Genomic DNA, 17,259 nt, shown 5'->3' on the forward strand with positions numbered 1-17,259 from the left:
CCTAGAACGGAAGAACCTGGTCGAGAATCTGCTGGCCGTAGGCAGGCTGCTGAACCTCGGTGATGCGACCGCGTCCGCCGTAGGAGATGCGGGCCTCGGCGATGCGTTCGTAGGGGATGGTGTTTTCGGCGCCGATATCGGCCGGCCGCACGATGCCGGCGAGCGTCAGCACCCTGAGCTCGGCGTTGACGCGCACTTCCTGCGATCCGGTGATCATCAGATTGCCGTTGGGCAGCACATCGGTGACGATCGCCGCGACATTGAGCTCAAGCGTCTCCGAGCGCTTGATCTCGCCGTCGGCGGTCGTGTCCGTGGTGGAGCTGAGAGCCCCAGCGCCCTTGCCGGCGGTGCTCCACTTGTCCCACTGCGCGCTGAGGTCGTAACCGAGCTTGCGATTGGCGGTGCGGCTCCTGTCGTTCTGGTTCTTGAAGTTGGCTCGATCGTTGATCTTGATCTTGACCGTCAGGATGTCGCCCTGGGACAGCGCCCGCGGGTCGGTGAACAGCCGGCTCTGGCGGTCGTCCCACAACGAGAATTTCTTGACCGGCGCGGGCGGCGTTTGCGGATAGCGATAGAGGGAGCCAGTACTGCCGCCATCGATGCCGGAGCCGACCGGGGACAGAGCCGGCTCCCTGCCGACCTCCTTGAGGTTGGTTCCGCAACCCGACAGCACGGTGACCGCGCACAGGACAAGCATTTTCCGGATCATGACGGGTCTACCCTTCGGGCTGCGCTGGCCATAATGCCGGTGAGCGTCGCCGCCGCCTTCTGGTCCATTTCGTTGAGGATGACGCTCGCCTTGCGTGTGTCGAGCTTCATCAATATGGCCGCAGCCAGATCGGCGTTGACGATGGCCAGCCGCTCGGCAGCGGCGTCGGGTTTCATGCCGGCGTAGATCTGGACGACGCCGTCCTCGGCCCGGGCCAGGAAAATCTCGCGCCGCTTCAGCCAGGTCTCGTATTCAGCTTTCTTTGCATCGAGAGCTTTCATGCGCTCGTCAATGCCGGCCTGGAGCTGCTTCAGTTCCTCCGCTTGCAGGACATAGCGGCGGTCGCGGGCGGCGTCGGCGATGTTTGAGCAGAAGCGCTCGATCTCGCTTTGGTCCGGCGCGTTTTCCCGTGTCAATTGCCGCGGCGGCGCTGCCACCGGTGCTCCCGGCAGGACCTGGCGGACCGTCTCCTCGCCGCGTGCGGTGTCGCCGGCAAAGGGCAGAGCCGCGAGAATAGCGGTCGCAAGCAGGATCGCGGCTTTGCGGTGTCTGCCGTCATGGCGTGGGAAGGAGCGCGTCATCGGCATCGCCTATTGCAGAACCAGGTCGGCCTGCAGGGCCCCGGCCGACTTTATGCCCTGCAAAATGGCGATGATGCCGTCCGGCTTGACCCCGAGGCGGTTGAGGCCGGAAACGAGGGTCTGGAGATCGGGTCCGTCAAGCACGGCAACGCGGGCGTCGGGCCGGCTGGCGTCGATGGCGGTGAACGGTTCGACGGCGGTTTCGCCCTTGGAGAAGGGCTCGGGCTGGACGACGCGCGGCGCTTCGGTGATGCGTACGGTGAGCGTGCCGTGGCTGATGGCGACCCGTGAGATCTTGACGTCATTGCCGATGACGATGGTGCCGGTGCGCTCGTCGATCACGACACGGGCCGGCGTGTCGGATTCGACCACAAGGTTCTCGATCTCGGCATAAAAGCGCGCCGCCGAGACACCCTTCGGCCTTCTGATCTGAACGGTGCGCGAATCGCGCTCGGCCGCGACCCGCATGCCGAAGCGTTGGCCGGTGTAATCGTTGATGGCGTCCGCGATGCGGATAGCGGTCGAGAAATCGGGATTGCGCAGTTGCAGCGTCAGGATCGCCTGATCGTCGAACTCGGCCTGGACAGCACGCTCGACGATGGCGCCGTTCGGCACGCGGCCGGAGGTCGGCACGCCTTGCGTCAGCTGCTCGGCCTGTCCCTGGGCGGTAAAGCCGGACACGATGACCGAGCCCTGGCCGACGGCATAGATCTCGCCGTCCGCCGCCTTCAGCGGCGTCATGATCAGCGTGCCGCCGGAAAGCGAGGTCGCGTCGCCCATCGAGGAGACGTCGATGTCGATGCGGGCGCCCGACTGCACGTAGGGCGGCATGTTGGCGGTGACGATGACGGCGGCGACATTCTTGGCGCGTGCACTGCCGCCTTCGGTGGCGATGCCGAGGTTTTCGAGCATCGCGCGGATAGACTGTTCGGTAAATGGCGAGTTGCGCAGGCTGTCGCCCGATCCGGCAAGGCCGATGACCAGGCCGTAGCCGACGAGCTGATTGTCGCGCGAACTCTGCAGCTGGGCGATGTCCTTGATGCGCGAGGCGACCTGGCCCGGCGGCAGCGAACTCGGCCCGGTCGACACCCGGAACATGCGGCTGGTGGTGGCCGGATCATATTCGGGATCGTTGTAGACGCCGCCATTCTTGGCGGCGAGCTCGCGCTTGGCCTTCGGCGTCAGGCCGTCGGCCAGCGCCGGCTGCAGGCCAAGCACGGCTGCCAGTATCAGGGTAAGCCCGCGCATCATGAAGCGCTGACCTGGATGGTTCCATCCGCCATCACCGTGCCGGACAGGACTTTGCCGCTGTCGATGTTGCGAACCTTGACGAGGTCGCCCGCGGCTCCCGGCTGCAGCGTCACGGCGGTGGCCGAGATCGTCAGCCCGCCGGCGATGAAGAAGATCTGCACGGAAGCACCCTGTTCGACCAGCCAGGCCTCGCGGATGGCGGTGGAGGGAATGTAGCGGCCGGGCAGCAACGTGCGCTTGGCGACCTTGCCATCCAGTTCCTCGACCCGTGTGGCGACCGCCTCTGGCTTGTGCTTGCCGACGATAAGGGTGACCTGTTTCAGGGCAGCCAGGTTGATGGTCTCGCCGGGATAGATAACCCGGCTCGGAATAAGCACCACCTCGCCGACAGCTTGATTGCTGGCGATCCGGGTGGCCGACTGGTTGGCCGATTCCTGGGCAAAAGCCGGCATCGTGCCGGTCACCAGCGCAAGGACGAGCGCGCTGCGGCGGAATGCGGACAGGAGGCCGGGCGTCGACATCATGCGTTACCTGATGTTCTTGGAGACCACGGAGGCCATGTCGTCGGCGGCCTGGATGACCTTGGAGTTCATCTCATAGGCGCGCTGCGCCGAGATCAGCTCGGTGATTTCCTTGACCGGGTCGACGTTGGAGGCTTCGAGATAGCCCTGCTGGATGGTGGCGAAGCCTGGATCGCCAGGCACGCCGACATTGGCTGGCCCCGAAGCCGTGGTTTCCTGGAACAGATTGTCGCCGAGCGGCGCCAGGCCGGCCTCGTTGGCGAAATTGGCGATCTGAAGCTGACCGAGGTTCTGCAGGTCGGTCTGGCCGTCGATGCGGGCGAAGACCTGGCCGGTCTTGTTGACGATGACCTCGACGGCATCCACGGGGACGTTGATTGCCGGAATGACGGCAGCGCCGTCGACCGTCACCAGCTGGCCGGTGGCGTTGGTGTTGAGAGCGCCGGCGCGGCTGTAGAGCGTGCCGCCGTCGGCACCCTCGATCTGAAACCAGCCCCTGCCGGTCAGCGCCAGGTCGAAACTGTTGCCGGTGCTGGTCAGTTCGCCCTGTGTGTGCACGTTGCGCACGGCCGTCGTCTTGACGCCGAGGCCGATCGAGACGCCCTCCGGCACCAGCGAGGCGTTGGAGCGGTTGGGCACGCCTTGCGTGCGGTCGACCTGATAGAGCAGGTCGGAGAATTCGGCACGGGCGCGCTTGTAGCCGGTGGTGTTGATGTTGGCGATGTTGTTGGCGATGACTTCCAGATTTGTCTGCTGGGCATTCATGCCGGTGGCGGCGATGGCAAGTGCTTTCATGGCGGAATTCCTCAGATGCCCATTCGACTGACTTCGAGATACGCGGAAACCACCTTGTCGCGGATGGCGACGGCGGTCTGAAGCGCCTGCTGCGCGCTCATCACGGCGTCGACCACCTGACGGGTGTCGGCGTCGCCCTTGAGCGCCTGCATCGATACCTGCTCGGCATTCTGCATCGTGTCGACGGTCTTGGAGGCTGCCTGGCTCAGCGCCTCGGCAAAGGAGGTGCCGACATTGCCGCCGGCCGAGGGTGTTGCGCCGCCCTGGAGCAGGCTTGTCGCCGTGTCATCGCCGCCGATCGACGGCTTGAACTGAAGGGCTCCGATACCGCTGATCATTACTGGTTCCTCATCAGGTCGATGGTCATGGAAATCAGGTCACGGGCCTGCTTGACGACCTGAAGGTTGGCCTCGTAGGAGCGGTTGGCCTCGGTCATGTCGGCCATTTCGATCAGCACGTTGACGTTGGGCATCTTGACGTAGCCCTTCTCGTCGGCTGCCTCGTTGCCGGGCTGGAACTCGACTGGAAAGTCACTGGGATCTCGATCGATCGAGTTCACTGCAACCGTTGAACTGCCGGAGGCCCGGTCAAGCTCGGAGACGAAGCTGATGGTCTTGCGGCGATAAGGATCGGAGCCGGGCGCGGTGCCGGTCGACTGGGCGTTGGCGAGGTTTTCGGAAACCACGCGCAGGCGCTCCGACTGGGCGCCGAGGCCGGATGCTGCGACTTTGAGGGCTGCGGTCAGTGCGTCCATGGTCAGCTCTTCACCGCCATCATCATCATCGTATGAAACGCCTTGACGATCGCCGTGTTGAGTTCGAAGGAGTGGCGCACCTCGCCGGCTTTCAGCAACTGGTCTTCCAGAACGACGGAGTTCTTGGACGGCATGACGACGCCGTCATCCTCCTGCGGCTTGATGGTGAAGCCGGCATTGCTCGCTGCATTGCCGAGATGGCCGGCCTGGGTGGCCTGCAGCGATACGGCGGCGCGGTCGAGCACCTTTTCGAATGGCTCGACGTCGTTTGCCGTATAACCCGGCGTGTTGGCATTGGCGATGTTGCCGGCGACTGCCGACTGGCGCACGGCCAGCCATTGCGCTTGCTTGGCGGCGAGATCGAAAAGGGAAACGGGCTCCATGGGAATCTCCGAGCAGGTACCCAGAGACTAGGCCGCCAGTCTTGCGCGGGCCTTGCGGATGGCCGGAAGCCGGAGATCGTTTATCTGGAGAGTTCGATTACCCGGTCGGCACTGGTGACCATGACCCATTTGCCGTTGCGCTGCTCGATGGAGGACACCTGACTGGAGTCAGGCAGTATCGAGCCGCGCTGGACGATCCAGAGGCCAGCGTCGTCCTGGATCATGGCACGGCCGTTGGCGACATGAACCATGCGGAATTTCGCCGCGTCGGCCGGAAACGGTTGCTCGTCGGGTGCGGCTGCGGGATTGGCATCATCCCGCACCGTTCCGGTGGCAAGAAGATCGAGATTGGCCGCGGGAATATCCTTTGCCGTCAGCGGCGCGCTGCGTTCGGCGACCACGCCGCCGCCCGCTCGCCCGGAATTGGAGCCGGTGCCGCCGAACTTCATCGCCTGGACGCCAAACTGGTCCTGGTTAAAGAAGATGTACCAGGGAAACAGGGCGCAGATCAGGCCGAGCGTGATGCCGAGCGCGGCTATGACGAAATCGCTGCGTCGGTCGGACTTCTTCCTCAGTCGGGGAAACGGTGCCTTTGGCGGCTGCGGCCATTCGGTGCGCGGGAACAGCCCGTTGATCAGCGAGTCGCGGCTCGCCTGCGTCATCTCGGCAGCCACCGCCTGGACAGCCCGGGGCAGAGCGGGTTCGACGGGCCTGGCCAGAAGATCAGGATCGGCTCTGCCAGCCCGTGGCAGGATTGGCTTGACGGCTCTGGCCAGAACGGCCTCGGCTTTGGCTGCGATGATACGGGCAGCCTTTGCCTTGGCGGTTCTCGCTTCGTCAGCCTCGGCTTGCTCCACGGCATTGGCCTCGGCGATCATGTCGCGCAGGATGCGCTCGGTATATTCGCGTTCAGTCTCCGGCATCGGCGTTCAGCTTGCTCTTGAGGTGGCGGGCGAGATCGGAGAAAGGGTCGGCCGACGGGCGATCCTTCGGCGCTTGCGTCAGCGCCTCATAGATCAGCGGCACCTGGCGCACGGCGATGTCGAGTTCGGCATCGACGCCCCCCTGATAGGCCCCAAGCAACCGGATATCGCGCGTGTCCTCGAAGCGCGAGATCATCGACTTCAGCCTTGTCACCAGCGCGCGCTGTTCGACGCTCCAGGCCTTTCCGGCCAACCGCGATATGGACGACAGCGGGTTCACGGGGGGATAGCGACCCTGTTCGGCGATCGTGCGATCGAGCACGACATGGCCGTCGAGGATGCCGCGCACGCAATCGGCGACCGGGTCGTTGTGATCGTCGCCGTCGACCAGCACGGAAATGATGGCGGTGATCGACCCTTTGCCTTCCGTACCCGGCCCGGCGCGTTCGAGCAGCTTGGGCAGTTCGGTGAACACCGAGGCCGGATAACCGCGCGCGACCGGCGGCTCGCCGGTTCCAGTCGCCACCTCACGCAGGGCGTGAGCGAAGCGGGTGATCGAATCCAGCACCAGCAAAACGCGATGCCCCTGGTCGCGAAAGTGCTCGGCGATGCGCATGGCGGTGTCTGGCGCACGCCGGCGCATCATGGCGCTTTCGTCGCTGGTGGCGACGACGGCGACGGTCTTGGCCATGCTGTCGCCGATCGTGTCCTCGAGGAATTCACGGACTTCGCGGCCGCGTTCGCCGACGAGCGCCACCACGACGGTATCGAATGCGTCGGCGCCGGCGAGCATGGCGAGCAGCGTCGACTTGCCGACGCCGGAGCCGGCAAAGATGCCGAGGCGCTGGCCGAAGCAGAGCGGCGTGAAGATGTCGATGACCTTGACGCCGGTCATGAAGGCAGTGCCGACGCGTTGCCGCGCCATGGCCCCCGGCGTCGTCTGGGCGCCGCGCGTTGTGTCGTCTCCCCGGGCGAGTGGCGGGCCGCCATCGATCGCCCTGGTGAGTGCGTCGATGGTGCGGCCGCGCCACGAGGCATGCGGCGCCACCACGAGCGGACCGCGGCGGAACACGGCATCACCGATGCCGGAATCGGCGCTGCGTTCGAAGGGCGCCACGACGGCCTCGTCGCGGCCGATCTTGACGATCTCGCCGCGGCGCGCACCGGCATTGCCGCGCTGCTCGACGATGTCGCCCAGCCTGGCGAAACCGGAAAGGCCGTGCACCTTGTAGTGCGTGGGCGTGACTTCGATGACGCGGCCGCCGCGCTTGAGCAGCGCCTCGGCGTCGGCGAAACGCCGCCAGACCCGTTCCAGCGCGGCAAGCCGGTCTTCCGGCGCCGGCTGGAGTTGTCTTTCGAGTGCGCGCAGGGATGGCTGGTCGAGCGACATGGATTATTTCGAGCCGAGCGTCTTGATCGCCTCGTCGGTGGACGAGTCGGTCTGCCGCATCAGGGCGGCGGTGTTCTCGAAGGCGCGCTGGACCATGATCAGCCTGGTGATCTCCAGCACCGGATTGACATTGGACTCTTCGAGAAAGCCCTGGGCAACGCCGATATCCGAGCGATCGGTGACAGGCTCCGGGGTGCGTGCCGGAACGATGCCGGAATTGCCGTAGCGGACGAAGTTCGCGCCTGGATCGAAATTGTAGAGACCGATCGAGCCGACAAGCTGATCGTTCTGGCGCAACGAACCATCGGCCCCGGCCTTGGGCGGGCCGTTGCGGGGGTCAAGCTGGATCGGCGAGCCCCCGGCATCGAGCACCGGGTGGCCCTCGAGCGACATCAACTCGCCGTTCTCGTTCATCGAAAAGCGTCCGTCGCGGGTCATGACGGTGCCGACCGGCGTCTCTATGGCGAACCAGGCATCGCCCTGGACGGCGAAATCGAAGGGATTGCCGGTCTCGCTCAAGGCACCGTGGGCGCCGGAAAGGTAGGTCTTGCCCGGAGAGGCGAAGGATACCGATTTCTGCCCGGTGCCGGAGACGACGTCCTCGAACTTCACCCCGGTGGCGCGAAAGCCGATCGTCGAGGCGTTGGCGACGTTGTCGGCGATGGTGTCGAGGCGCCGCTCGAGCGCGATCTGCGACGAAAGGGCGACGTACAGGCTGTCCCGCATGATGGTCTCAGAACCTCAGTTTCTGCATGGCCATCATCAGGTCGGTGGAGATGCCGACGGTGAGTGGCTGGGCAAACAGCACGCTGACCGAGGCGACGGCCGATGAAGTCGGGTGGTTGATCTCGTACATGCTGGTGAAGCGCGTCAGGAACTTGCCGAGTTTTTCGGGGTCGGAGAAATCCGAGATGTCGAGTTTTTGCTCGAACAGCTGCGCCTGCTTGTCGACGTCGGCGGTGGCGAAGGAATCGGGCAGGCCGAGCACGGTGCGCACGACACTGGCAAGCGCGGTGTCGGCCAGCACGTCATACCAGCTGGTGATGGTCGGGGCCTTGCGATCGAAATAAAGCGCCAGCCGCACGCCCTGGTTGGTCTGACCGGCATCCTCTTCGAGGGTCTGGCGCATGTATTTGTCGACGGTCGGCTGTTGCGCCGGATTGATGGTGGTGGTGTTTTCGCCATAGGCTTCGAAGTTGAAGGCGGAGGCAAGCGCGGCATAGGTCTTGTCCGTCATCTTGTTGGCGACACTGTCGGGGTCGCGGACGCCGCCCTGCAGAACCCGCTTGATGAGATCCTTGTCCTCCGTCGCCGAATCGAGACCGAATGACGCCAGCGCGTATGTGTAGAGCCGGTTGTTCGACATCAGATCGTCGATCGACTTCACCTTGGTGATGTTGGCAAGATAGTATGTCGTCTCGCCCTTCACATAGGCCGAATTGGGATCGAGGCCGGCGATCTGCGCCTGGGTGGCATAGTTCTTGGTCACCAACTGCTGTGTCTTGTTGTAGATGGTCGCATCGGCGCCGTTGGCGGCGAAGTTGAAGGCGCTGACGAATTCGGCGTAGCGCTTGTCGGTCAGCTTGTTGGCGAAGCTGTCGGGATCGGAGACGCCTTCCTTGAGTGCCTTGACCATGAAGGCCTTGGCGTAGTCCATGTCCTCCAGCCCGTAGGCCTTCATGGCATACTTGAACAAACGGTCGTTTTTGACGAAATCGTCGATCGATTTCACCTTGGTGATATTCGCGAGATAATATTTGGTGTCGCGATCAACCACGGGCTGCTGCTCGATCCTGTCGATCGATTTTGAAATGTCCTTGGTGATGAGCTGGTAGCTGGTAAAGGTATTGAGCAAAGACGTGCCTCCGGCCGAAGCTATGCCGGCACAATACCCCTACTTCCTTGCGCGAAACTGAATCGCTTCCAAGCCCTCGATTCAAGCCTCACACAAGGCACGGGGACTATCCCTAGCTCCTGATGTGAAATGCGGAAGGACCTGTCGTGGGCATTCTGATTGGACTGGTGGTAACGCTCGGCTGCGTCCTTGGCGGCTTCATGGCCATGGGCGGCCATCTTCACGTGCTGATTCAGCCATGGGAGGCCGTGATCATCTGTGGTGCGGCTTTTGGCACCTTCCTCGTCGCCAATCCGATGAAGACGGTCAAGGACACCGGCAAGGGCATCCTCGAAGCCTTCAAGCAGGCGGTGCCGAAGGAACAGGACTATCTCGAGACGCTCGGCGTGCTGCACTCGCTGATGCGCGAGCTGCGCTCGAAATCCCGCAGCGAAGTCGAGGCGCATATCGACAATCCGGAAGAGTCGGCGATTTTCCAGGCGTTCCCAACCGTGCTGCATAACCACGACCTGACGCATTTCATCTGCGACTACTGCCGTATCATCATCATCGGCAATGCCCGCTCGCACGAGATCGAGGCGCTGATGGACGAAGAAATCCAGACCATCAAGTCCGACAAGATGAAGGCCTATCACGCGCTGGTGGCGGTGGGCGACGGCTTGCCGGCGCTCGGCATCGTCGCCGCCGTGCTCGGCGTGGTCAAGGCGATGGGCGCGCTCGACCAGTCGCCTGAAATCCTCGGCGGTTTGATTGGTGCCGCACTTGTCGGAACGTTCCTCGGCATCTTCCTGTCCTATTCGGTGGTCGGGCCGGTCGCCACCAAGATCAAGACAGTGCGCGAGAAGAAGAACCGCCTCTATATCATCGTCAAGCAGACGCTGCTGGCCTACATGAACGGTGCGCTGCCGCAGGTGGCGATCGAGTTCGGCCGCAAGACCATCTCGTCCTATGAACGGCCGACGATCGACGCCGTCGAGCAGAGCACGATGAATACCGGCACCGTCGAAAAGAAGGCCGCCTGAACGATGCGCGACAGATCGGTCCCGGCACTGTCATGACCAGCCTGGGCAGTCCAGCGGAAGCGCGTTCGCTGATCATCGAGCGTCTGGTCGGCGACAGCGGCGAGGCCGCGCAGGTCATCGACGCAGGCCGCGCCATGGCCGAACGCGCCGTACCGCTGTTGCAGAAAAGCCTGACCAGCGAGCTTGGCGTTCCGGTCGTCGTCGAACTCAAAGTGATCGAGGTCAGCCGCGTTCCCGAGGCGCGTTCGCGTGCCGGCGACACGTTTGCCATGACCGTGATCGGCTCGTCGGCGTCCTCCGATGCGATGACCTTGGTGATCGATGCTCCGGCGATCGCGATCATGGTCTGCACGCTGTTCGGCGGCGATCCGGATCTGCCGGCATCGCCGATCGAACGCGATCTGTCGCAGATCGAAATCGATGTTTCGACCATGGTGTTCCAGCAGGTCGCGCAGGCCCTCAACGGATCGGGAAAGCGCTCGCTCGACCTGCGCCTGCCCGCGCCGCGAGCAATGTCCGGCACCGAGGCGAAGCGGTATGTGCTGCGCGATGGCGCGGCAATCCGTATCGTGCTTGGCATCTCGACGCCGGCCGATAGTGGCACCGTCACGGTGACGATGCCGCAGCGCGTCGTGCTGGCCAGCCGCGACGGAGCCGTGCCTGTCAGCGACGACGATCACGGCCCCAGCTGGCGCGCCCGCTTTTCGGAAGAGGTGATGCGCTCCACCGTGGCGCTCGAGGCCACGATGCCGCTGGCGCGGCTGACGCTCGGCGAGCTCGCCGGTTTCCAAATCGGCGACGTCATCGAATTCGAGGAAAAGGCCCAGTCCCAGGCGCGTCTCAGCGCACGGGGCAAGACGCTGTTCGTATGCGAGTTCGGCAAACTGGGACAGAGCTACACCGTCCGGATCAGGCATCCTTACGACGCCGGACAGGACTTTATCGACGGGCTGATGCCGGCAGCCGCCGGACGCGCCTGAGAATTTGGAGACGATCATGGCCAAAACCAAGGCGGAAGCCGACCTCGACCAGCCGGACGAGCAACTCGACCGTGCCATCGAAGAGTTGCGCGGTGTCCTGCATGAAGAGGAGCAGCGCCCCGATGCGGCGGTCAGGGCGGCCTCATCAGCCAATTCGAGCGTGATCATGAACATCCCCGTCGATGTCCAGATCATCCTCGGCAGCACGGAGATGCCGGTCTCCGATCTGATGGCGCTGCAAAAAGGGTCGACCGTGGCGCTCAATCGCCGCATCGGGGAACCCGTCGACGTCGTGGTCAACGGCCGCAAGATCGCGCGCGGCGAGATCACCGTGCTGGAAAGCGATCCGTCGCGTTTCGGCATCAGGCTGACCGAAATCATCGCCGGCACGAAGGGCGCCTAGACATGGTTTGCGGGGCTTGCCGGTGGCAGCGGAGGCGAGTGGCATGACGACGCCGGTGACCTTGACCCGCGCGCAGAAGGCGGCCGCCATACTTGTGGCGATGGGCAAGCCGTCGGCCAGCCGCCTGCTGAAATTCTTCAAGCAGGAAGAACTGAAGGCCCTGATCGAGGGCGCCCGCCTGCTGCGGACGATTCCGCAAAGCGATCTCGAACGTATCGTCGCCGAGTTCGAGGCCGAGTTCACGGAAGGGGCGGGATTGCTTGATTCCGCCGACAGGATGGACACCATCCTCAACGAATCGCTCTCGCCCGAAGAGATGAGCGCGATCATGGGCGACAAGAAATTCGAGGTCGCACCGGAAGGCCCGCCGCCGATCTGGCCCGAGCTTGAAAAGCTCGAGCCGGCGCGGCTTGGTGCCTTCCTGGCCGGTGAGCATCCGCAGACGGCGGCCATGGTGTTGTCGAAACTGGCACCGCAGGTGGCGGCCAACGTGCTGCTGACACTGACCAAGCCGATGCGTGGAGAAATCATCAAGCGCATGGTGACGATGGCCAATGTTCCCGACGCTGCCGCCAGGATCGTCGAAGACCGGCTGCGTACCAGCGTGCTGGCGGAAACCTCGACCAAGGACACCTCGGCCGGGCAGGCGCGTGTCGCCAGCGTTCTCAACGAACTCGACAAGCCGCTGCTCGAGGAGGTCATGCAGGATCTGGAAGCCGCCGGCACGCCTGATCTCGACGGTGTGAGGGCCCGCCTGTTTGCTTTCGACGATTTGCCGCTGCTCACCCAGAAAGCGCGGGTGCTGCTGTTCGACGGGCTGTCGACGGAGTTGGTCACGCTGGCCCTGCGCGGCACTTCGGCCGCACTCGCAGAATCGGTGCTGTCAGCCATCGGCGCCCGCTCGCGGCGCATGATCGAAGCCGAACTCGGACAGGGCTCGGACGGGGTCCCTCTCGCCGACATCACGGCGGCGCGCAAGACGATCGTTACGACGACGATCCGGCTGTCGCGCGAAGGTGCCTTCGAACTACCCTCGACCCAAGACGCCGCCTAAGACCGCGCCATGGCTGACGCGGTCGACAAGGATTCGAAAACCGAAGAGGCGACGGAAAAGAAGATCCGCGACACCATCGAACAGGGCAAACTGCCCCATTCGCGGGAGACAGCGCTCCTTGCCTCGTTCGTTGCCATACTGGTGTTCACCGTCTTCTACGCCAAGGATGCGATCATCGATCTCGGCATGTTCCTGTCGATGTTCCTGGAGAAGCCGGAAGCCTGGCCGATGGACACCGAGACCGACGTCATCGCGCTCTACAAGATCGTCCTCCTCGAGGTTGGCCGCGCCGTCCTGAGCCTGATGGTGCTGCTGACCGTCGCCGGCGTCGGCGCCTCGGTGTTCCAGAACATGCCGCAATTCGTAGGCGAGCGGGTCCGGCCGCAACTCTCGCGCATTTCGATCGCCAAGGGGTGGAACAGGCTGTTCGGCATCCAGGGTTGGGTCGAGTTCCTGAAGTCACTCGGCAAGGTCGGGTTTGCCATCGTCGTGCTGAGCTTCACGCTGTCGGAAGACCACCGAAAGCTGCTCGCCGGGATGATCACCAATCCGGTCGCCTTCGGTCTCGTCATCCGCGGCATCGCCGTCGACATCCTGGTGGCGATCGTCTTCGTCATGGGGCTGATCGCGGCAATCGACATCGTCTGGTCGCGCTTCCACTGGAAGCAGGATCTGCGCATGAGCAAGCAGGAGGTCAAGGACGAGTTCAAACAGTCCGAGGGCGACCCGATCGTCAAGTCGCGGCTGCGCTCGCTGGCGCGCGACCGGGCGCGCAAGCGGATGATGACGGCGGTGCCGCGCGCGACGCTGATCATCGCCAACCCAACGCACTTCTCGATCGCGCTGAAATATGTGCGCGACGAGGACTCGGCACCCATGGTGCTGGCCAAGGGCCAGGATCTGGTGGCGCTGAAAATCCGAGAGATCGCGCGGGAACACAACATCCCGGTCTTCGAGGACGTGGCGCTCGCCCGCTCCATGTACAAGCAAGTTTCGGTCGATAGTGTGATCCCATCACAATTCTACCAGGCCGTCGCCGAACTGGTGCGGATCGTCTACTCGAAAAAGGCTGAGCGCAGACAGATTTCATGAACCGGCAACCGCACGCAAAATCCCGCGAGATCATCGTCGCCAGCGCCATCGAGCAGGTGGTGGGGGAACTCAGGCTGATCGATGTCGCCGACTACATCGCCTTTATCCGGCTGGAGCATTTCGCGTGCCTGTCGGACCTGGTCGATTCAGCGGTTGAGTTGTTCTTCATGCCGGGCACTCTACGGCTCGGCCATGGTGGTGAGGCGCATGTCGACTGGAGCGGCAGCCCGCGCATCGTGCTCGATCTGGAACTGAGGCCGCCCGGCGTCACCGTCTATTTCCAGCTGACGCTGAGCGAGCTCGGCGCATCGGTGGCGGTCAACTACGTGTCGTTCGAGAAGCCGGGCGAAGACCCGGAGCACAATACGGCGCTGCTCGAGGCGGTGATCGAACAGGCGCGTATCCGCAAGGTCGAGCCGCTCGCCTATCGCTGACCGTCGGTCGCCTTTCGAAGCGCTGTCGAATTCCCCTATTCGATCAAGCCCAGCCGCAGCGCCTTGGCAACGGCCTGGTTGCGATTGACGGCGTTGAGCTTCTGGGTCGACTGGGTCAGATACTGGTTGGCGGTGTGCACCGACAGTTTCAGGAGCCGCGCGATCTCCTCGCTGGTGTTGCCGTTGGCGGTCAGCTTCAGGCATTCGAGTTCGCGCTTGGAGATTGCGCGCATGCGGCCGGTATCGCCCGGACGGATGCGGGCGACGGCGGCGAACAGCGAAAAGCAGCGGGCGTGTATTTCGTAGAGCGCATCCTGCTGCATGGTCATCTCCGAGCCGAGGAACACGACAAGGCCGCATTGGCCGCGGTCGGCGTGAACGGGAAAAGCGATGCCGCTGGTTCCGGGCACCAGCGCCGCCATCTGCTCGGTCCAGGTGAGATCGCCAAACAGCTCCGCCATGGCAGGGACGCCGTCATCCGTCCACCAGCGCGGTTCGGTCGAGATGCGGGTGTGGCGCACGATCTCCTCGCCGTTGGCGCCTGAGATGAACTTGGTCGCCACGGCAATGCCGGGATAGTCGGAATCAAAGCATGGGACTAGCCGCGCCCGCTCGGGCGAGGGGCTTACGAAGAAGAGGCCGAAAGCCGAGGCATTCATGTCAACGGCGATCCAGCGGCAGCGGCGCACGGCATCGGGAATGGTGACCGCGTGATGGGTTTCGGAGCCAAGGGTGAAGGCTCCGAACGGGTTGCGCTGCTCGTTGAAAAGGGCTTCGGCCGTTTCCTTGATATCGGCGTGTTTCAAATGATGCCGCTCCTGATCGCCGTGGCGATGGCCATCGCGCGGTTGCTGGCCGCGAATTTCTGGATGGCGTGGGTGATGTAGCTATTGACGGTGTTGGAGGAGACGCCAAGGATGACGGCGACCTCGTCGGTGGTCTTGCCTTCGGAAACCCAGAACAGGCATTCGCGCTCGCGATCCGACAACGGATCCTGCATGGCGGCGGCGGCAATCAGTTGCGGAATGTGCGAGAGCGCGTAGCAGCATTTCAGCTGCGCCCGCATCAACGCCGGCTGGTCGATGCTGCCGGCGGTCGCCGCAGAGAACAGGGCGAACAGGCGCTGGCGACCGACATTGAGGCGCAGCGAATAGATTTCGGCATGGCCGAGCACGTCGAGAAGGCGGGCTTCCTCGCCGGTGATCAATCCGTCTGTTTCTGGTGCCCGGGATGCCACCAGCGGCTGTGGACGGATACCTGGCGCGACGGTGAGCGCGCCTTGCGCGAGCCCGGCGATCAGCCGCTTGCCGATCAGCTCGATGGCATCGAAAATCCAGTTGGAGGAGACGATGCGCGCATCGTTGCGGTCCTGGTCGTGGACGATGGCGACCAACATGTAGCTGTCCGCGCCGATCTCGGCGGTCAGTTGCATGAAAAAACTGGTGAGATCGCCGCGCGACGTCAGGCGCGAGCCCAATGTGTCGGATTGAAGAAGTGCGGCGGGACTGCTCATTCTTGTTGCTTTTGGCCGGAATCGTTTCTGCTGTCCGGATGCTGGAAGCCAGCCGCCGAACCCGAATACGCATTACTTTGACGAAGACACACGCGTGGCGCAGGGCTGCGCCGAACCAAATCCCGAATCCATTCAGGGAACGCGAAGCCGTCCGCGTCTGGTGCCGGAAAAGCTCCGGAACAAGAGACTTTGGGTGGTCGCCGCGCCCCCCGAGGACCGGCTGATTCGGGTCTAATCTACCCGCAGTTGAATCTGACATCAAACGCGATTTGACAAAATCGAATCCGATGGACTCAGGTGCGACTCAGAGGTCGGTTTTCGCGCCTTGGACAGAAGACCGGGACGCGAAAGTCTTCGCCGGTCCTCTCGGCGGCTGGTCGATTTCGCCAGGCTCGGGAGCATTGAACAGATGGGCGCGCCGGTTGCTGTGCCGAAGGCTGGTGCCTTGGCCCGATAGTGGGAACCGGGCGATGTTGCCGCCCGGTCCCGGTGGTCCTTTGCTATGCCTGTCGTTGTCCCAAAATCGCTAGATGCTCCTGAACGACAGGCATTTACCGATCCTCGAACCCGCTCAGCACGCCTACCGCGTTGATGCCGATCTCCTCGACGGCATAGCCGCCTTCCATGACGAACAGCGTCGGCAGGCCGAGCCTGGCGATGCGGCGGCCGATCTTGGGATAATCAGATGTCTTCAGCTTGAACTGGCTGATCGGGTCCTTCTCGAACGTATCGACACCCAGCGAGACGATGACGACATCCGGTGCATAAGCGGTGAGCCTGGCGCAGGCATCCTCGAGCGAGGCGTTCCATGCATCCCAGTCGGTGCCGAAGGGCATCGGATAGTTGATGTTGAAGCCTTCGCCTTCGCCGGCGCCGCGTTCGTCGGCATGGCCGAGGAAGAACGGGTACTCGACCATCGGATCGCCATGCAGATTGAGCACCTGCACGTCGGCACGGTCGTAGAATATCTCCTGCGTGCCGTTGCCGTGGTGATAGTCGACATCGAGGATCGAGATGCGTTTGGCGCCCTGGTCGCGGAACCATTGCGCGGCGACGGCGGCGTTGTTGATGTAGCAATAGCCGCCCATGAAGCCAGCCCCGGCATGGTGGCCGGGCGGACGGCAGAGCGCGAAGGCGGAAGCCTCGCCATCCTTGACCAGGCCGGCGGCGGTCAGCGCCACGTCGTAGGAAGACTTGATCGCCGCCCATGTGCCTTCGACGAAGGTGGCGCCGGCATCGAAGGAATAATAGCCCAGTAGCGCGTCGATGCGTTTTGGCGGCACGTCGCCGCGCAGGCCGCGCGTCGGCCAGGTGAAGGGCATCGCCGTGCCCGTGAGGCCTGCTTCCAGCCATTGCGGCCAGACCGTCGGGAGAAAGTCGATATAGTCTGATTTGTGGATGCGCTTGGCGGCGGCGAGGTCATGTTCGTGCGGCGCGATGATGGGACCCAGTTTCTCGCTTTCGACCCGTGCCTTGATGAATTCGGCCCTCGATGGCTTTTCGAAGCCCGGCACGATGGCCGATGTGACCAGTTCCATTTGGCCGGCATGGCCGGCGTGCAGGGGGGAGAAAACAGTCTTCATAAATTCCTCTCGAAGT

21 protein-coding genes are annotated in these 17,259 nt (G+C 63.6%); 6 read left to right on the forward strand and 15 right to left on the reverse strand.

The features are described 5' to 3' along the window. Position 1 precedes the first annotated feature (1 nt). From flgH to NKJ04_RS19145, 12 genes are all read right to left on the reverse strand, one after another. The gene (flgH, locus tag NKJ04_RS19090; RefSeq protein ID WP_127290408.1) at positions 2 to 709 is read right to left on the reverse strand and encodes a flagellar basal body L-ring protein FlgH; all 708 of its coding nucleotides are present in this window, start codon (positions 707 to 709) and stop codon (positions 2 to 4) included. Continuing rightward, positions 706 to 1,290 (reverse strand): MotE family protein, encoded by a 585-nt coding sequence (locus NKJ04_RS19095; RefSeq protein ID WP_502897946.1) that lies wholly within the window; start codon positions 1,288 to 1,290, stop codon positions 706 to 708. Before NKJ04_RS19095 ends, flgH begins: the two co-directional genes overlap by 4 nt. Positions 1,291 to 1,299: 9 nt before the next feature. Next, positions 1,300 to 2,541, reverse strand: a complete 1,242-nt coding sequence (locus NKJ04_RS19100) for a flagellar basal body P-ring protein FlgI (RefSeq protein ID WP_352441901.1) — start codon at positions 2,539 to 2,541, stop codon at positions 1,300 to 1,302. Continuing rightward, the gene (gene flgA / locus NKJ04_RS19105; RefSeq protein ID WP_031212802.1) at positions 2,538 to 3,065 is read right to left on the reverse strand and encodes a flagellar basal body P-ring formation chaperone FlgA; all 528 of its coding nucleotides are present in this window, start codon (positions 3,063 to 3,065) and stop codon (positions 2,538 to 2,540) included. The genes NKJ04_RS19100 and flgA overlap by 4 nt, the downstream gene beginning before the upstream one ends. Positions 3,066 to 3,068: 3 nt before the next feature. Beyond that, a complete protein-coding gene (gene flgG / locus NKJ04_RS19110; protein ID WP_013529795.1) occupies positions 3,069 to 3,857 on the reverse strand; it encodes a flagellar basal-body rod protein FlgG in 789 nt (262 codons plus the stop codon). Between the two features lie 11 nt (positions 3,858 to 3,868). Beyond that, entirely contained in the window at positions 3,869 to 4,195 is a 327-nt protein-coding gene (gene fliE / locus NKJ04_RS19115) for a flagellar hook-basal body complex protein FliE (protein WP_023810002.1), read from the reverse strand. Then, the gene (gene flgC, locus NKJ04_RS19120; protein WP_013529797.1) at positions 4,195 to 4,611 is read right to left on the reverse strand and encodes a flagellar basal body rod protein FlgC; all 417 of its coding nucleotides are present in this window, start codon (positions 4,609 to 4,611) and stop codon (positions 4,195 to 4,197) included. Before flgC ends, fliE begins: the two co-directional genes overlap by 1 nt. Before the next feature lie 2 nt (positions 4,612 to 4,613). After that, complete coding sequence (gene flgB, locus NKJ04_RS19125; RefSeq protein ID WP_023810001.1) at positions 4,614 to 4,994, reverse strand: flagellar basal body rod protein FlgB; 381 nt, start codon at positions 4,992 to 4,994, stop codon at positions 4,614 to 4,616. 80 nt (positions 4,995 to 5,074) lie between these two features. Then, positions 5,075 to 5,917 (reverse strand): hypothetical protein, encoded by an 843-nt coding sequence (locus NKJ04_RS19130; RefSeq protein ID WP_023810000.1) that lies wholly within the window; start codon positions 5,915 to 5,917, stop codon positions 5,075 to 5,077. Continuing rightward, complete coding sequence (gene fliI, locus NKJ04_RS19135) at positions 5,904 to 7,307, reverse strand: flagellar protein export ATPase FliI (protein WP_023809999.1); 1,404 nt, start codon at positions 7,305 to 7,307, stop codon at positions 5,904 to 5,906. Before fliI ends, NKJ04_RS19130 begins: the two co-directional genes overlap by 14 nt. A 3-nt stretch (positions 7,308 to 7,310) precedes the next feature. Further along, entirely contained in the window at positions 7,311 to 8,033 is a 723-nt protein-coding gene (gene flgF, locus NKJ04_RS19140; protein ID WP_023809998.1) for a flagellar basal-body rod protein FlgF, read from the reverse strand. Between the two features lie 7 nt (positions 8,034 to 8,040). Beyond that, positions 8,041 to 9,162 carry a DUF1217 domain-containing protein gene (locus NKJ04_RS19145; protein WP_023809997.1) on the reverse strand — a complete coding sequence of 374 codons (1,122 nt, stop codon included), beginning with the start codon at positions 9,160 to 9,162 and terminating at the stop codon, positions 8,041 to 8,043. A gap of 146 nt (positions 9,163 to 9,308) precedes the next feature. Between NKJ04_RS19145 and motA the strand changes: the two genes are divergently transcribed. From motA to NKJ04_RS19175, 6 genes are read left to right on the forward strand one after another with little or no spacing between them, the layout of a single operon-like run. Then, a complete protein-coding gene (gene motA / locus NKJ04_RS19150; RefSeq protein WP_023809996.1) occupies positions 9,309 to 10,184 on the forward strand; it encodes a flagellar motor stator protein MotA in 876 nt (291 codons plus the stop codon). A 32-nt stretch (positions 10,185 to 10,216) separates the two neighbouring features. Then, the gene (locus tag NKJ04_RS19155) at positions 10,217 to 11,164 is read left to right on the forward strand and encodes a FliM/FliN family flagellar motor switch protein (RefSeq protein WP_352677087.1); all 948 of its coding nucleotides are present in this window, start codon (positions 10,217 to 10,219) and stop codon (positions 11,162 to 11,164) included. A 16-nt stretch (positions 11,165 to 11,180) separates the two neighbouring features. Then, positions 11,181 to 11,567 carry a flagellar motor switch protein FliN gene (gene fliN / locus NKJ04_RS19160; protein ID WP_352677088.1) on the forward strand — a complete coding sequence of 129 codons (387 nt, stop codon included), beginning with the start codon at positions 11,181 to 11,183 and terminating at the stop codon, positions 11,565 to 11,567. Between the two features lie 43 nt (positions 11,568 to 11,610). Continuing rightward, positions 11,611 to 12,621 carry a flagellar motor switch protein FliG gene (locus NKJ04_RS19165; protein ID WP_352677089.1) on the forward strand — a complete coding sequence of 337 codons (1,011 nt, stop codon included), beginning with the start codon at positions 11,611 to 11,613 and terminating at the stop codon, positions 12,619 to 12,621. Positions 12,622 to 12,630: 9 nt separating this feature from the next. Next, positions 12,631 to 13,713, forward strand: a complete 1,083-nt coding sequence (gene flhB / locus NKJ04_RS19170) for a flagellar biosynthesis protein FlhB (protein WP_127396602.1) — start codon at positions 12,631 to 12,633, stop codon at positions 13,711 to 13,713. Continuing rightward, complete coding sequence (locus NKJ04_RS19175; RefSeq protein ID WP_127268991.1) at positions 13,710 to 14,147, forward strand: BspJ family T4SS effector nucleomodulin; 438 nt, start codon at positions 13,710 to 13,712, stop codon at positions 14,145 to 14,147. The genes flhB and NKJ04_RS19175 overlap by 4 nt, the downstream gene beginning before the upstream one ends. 35 nt (positions 14,148 to 14,182) lie before the next feature. Here the strand turns inward: NKJ04_RS19175 and NKJ04_RS19180 are convergent, their stop codons facing one another. From NKJ04_RS19180 to NKJ04_RS19190, 3 genes are all read right to left on the reverse strand, one after another. Then, entirely contained in the window at positions 14,183 to 14,953 is a 771-nt protein-coding gene (locus NKJ04_RS19180) for a helix-turn-helix transcriptional regulator (protein WP_128304927.1), read from the reverse strand. Then, complete coding sequence (locus tag NKJ04_RS19185; protein WP_128304928.1) at positions 14,950 to 15,660, reverse strand: helix-turn-helix transcriptional regulator; 711 nt, start codon at positions 15,658 to 15,660, stop codon at positions 14,950 to 14,952. Before NKJ04_RS19185 ends, NKJ04_RS19180 begins: the two co-directional genes overlap by 4 nt. Positions 15,661 to 16,211: 551 nt before the next feature. Further along, entirely contained in the window at positions 16,212 to 17,243 is a 1,032-nt protein-coding gene (locus NKJ04_RS19190) for a histone deacetylase family protein (RefSeq protein WP_352677090.1), read from the reverse strand. Positions 17,244 to 17,259: the final 16 nt, after the last annotated feature.

Origin of the sequence: Mesorhizobium sp. M0618 (assembly GCF_040320765.1) — a bacterium.
GTDB lineage: Bacteria > Pseudomonadota > Alphaproteobacteria > Rhizobiales > Rhizobiaceae > Mesorhizobium.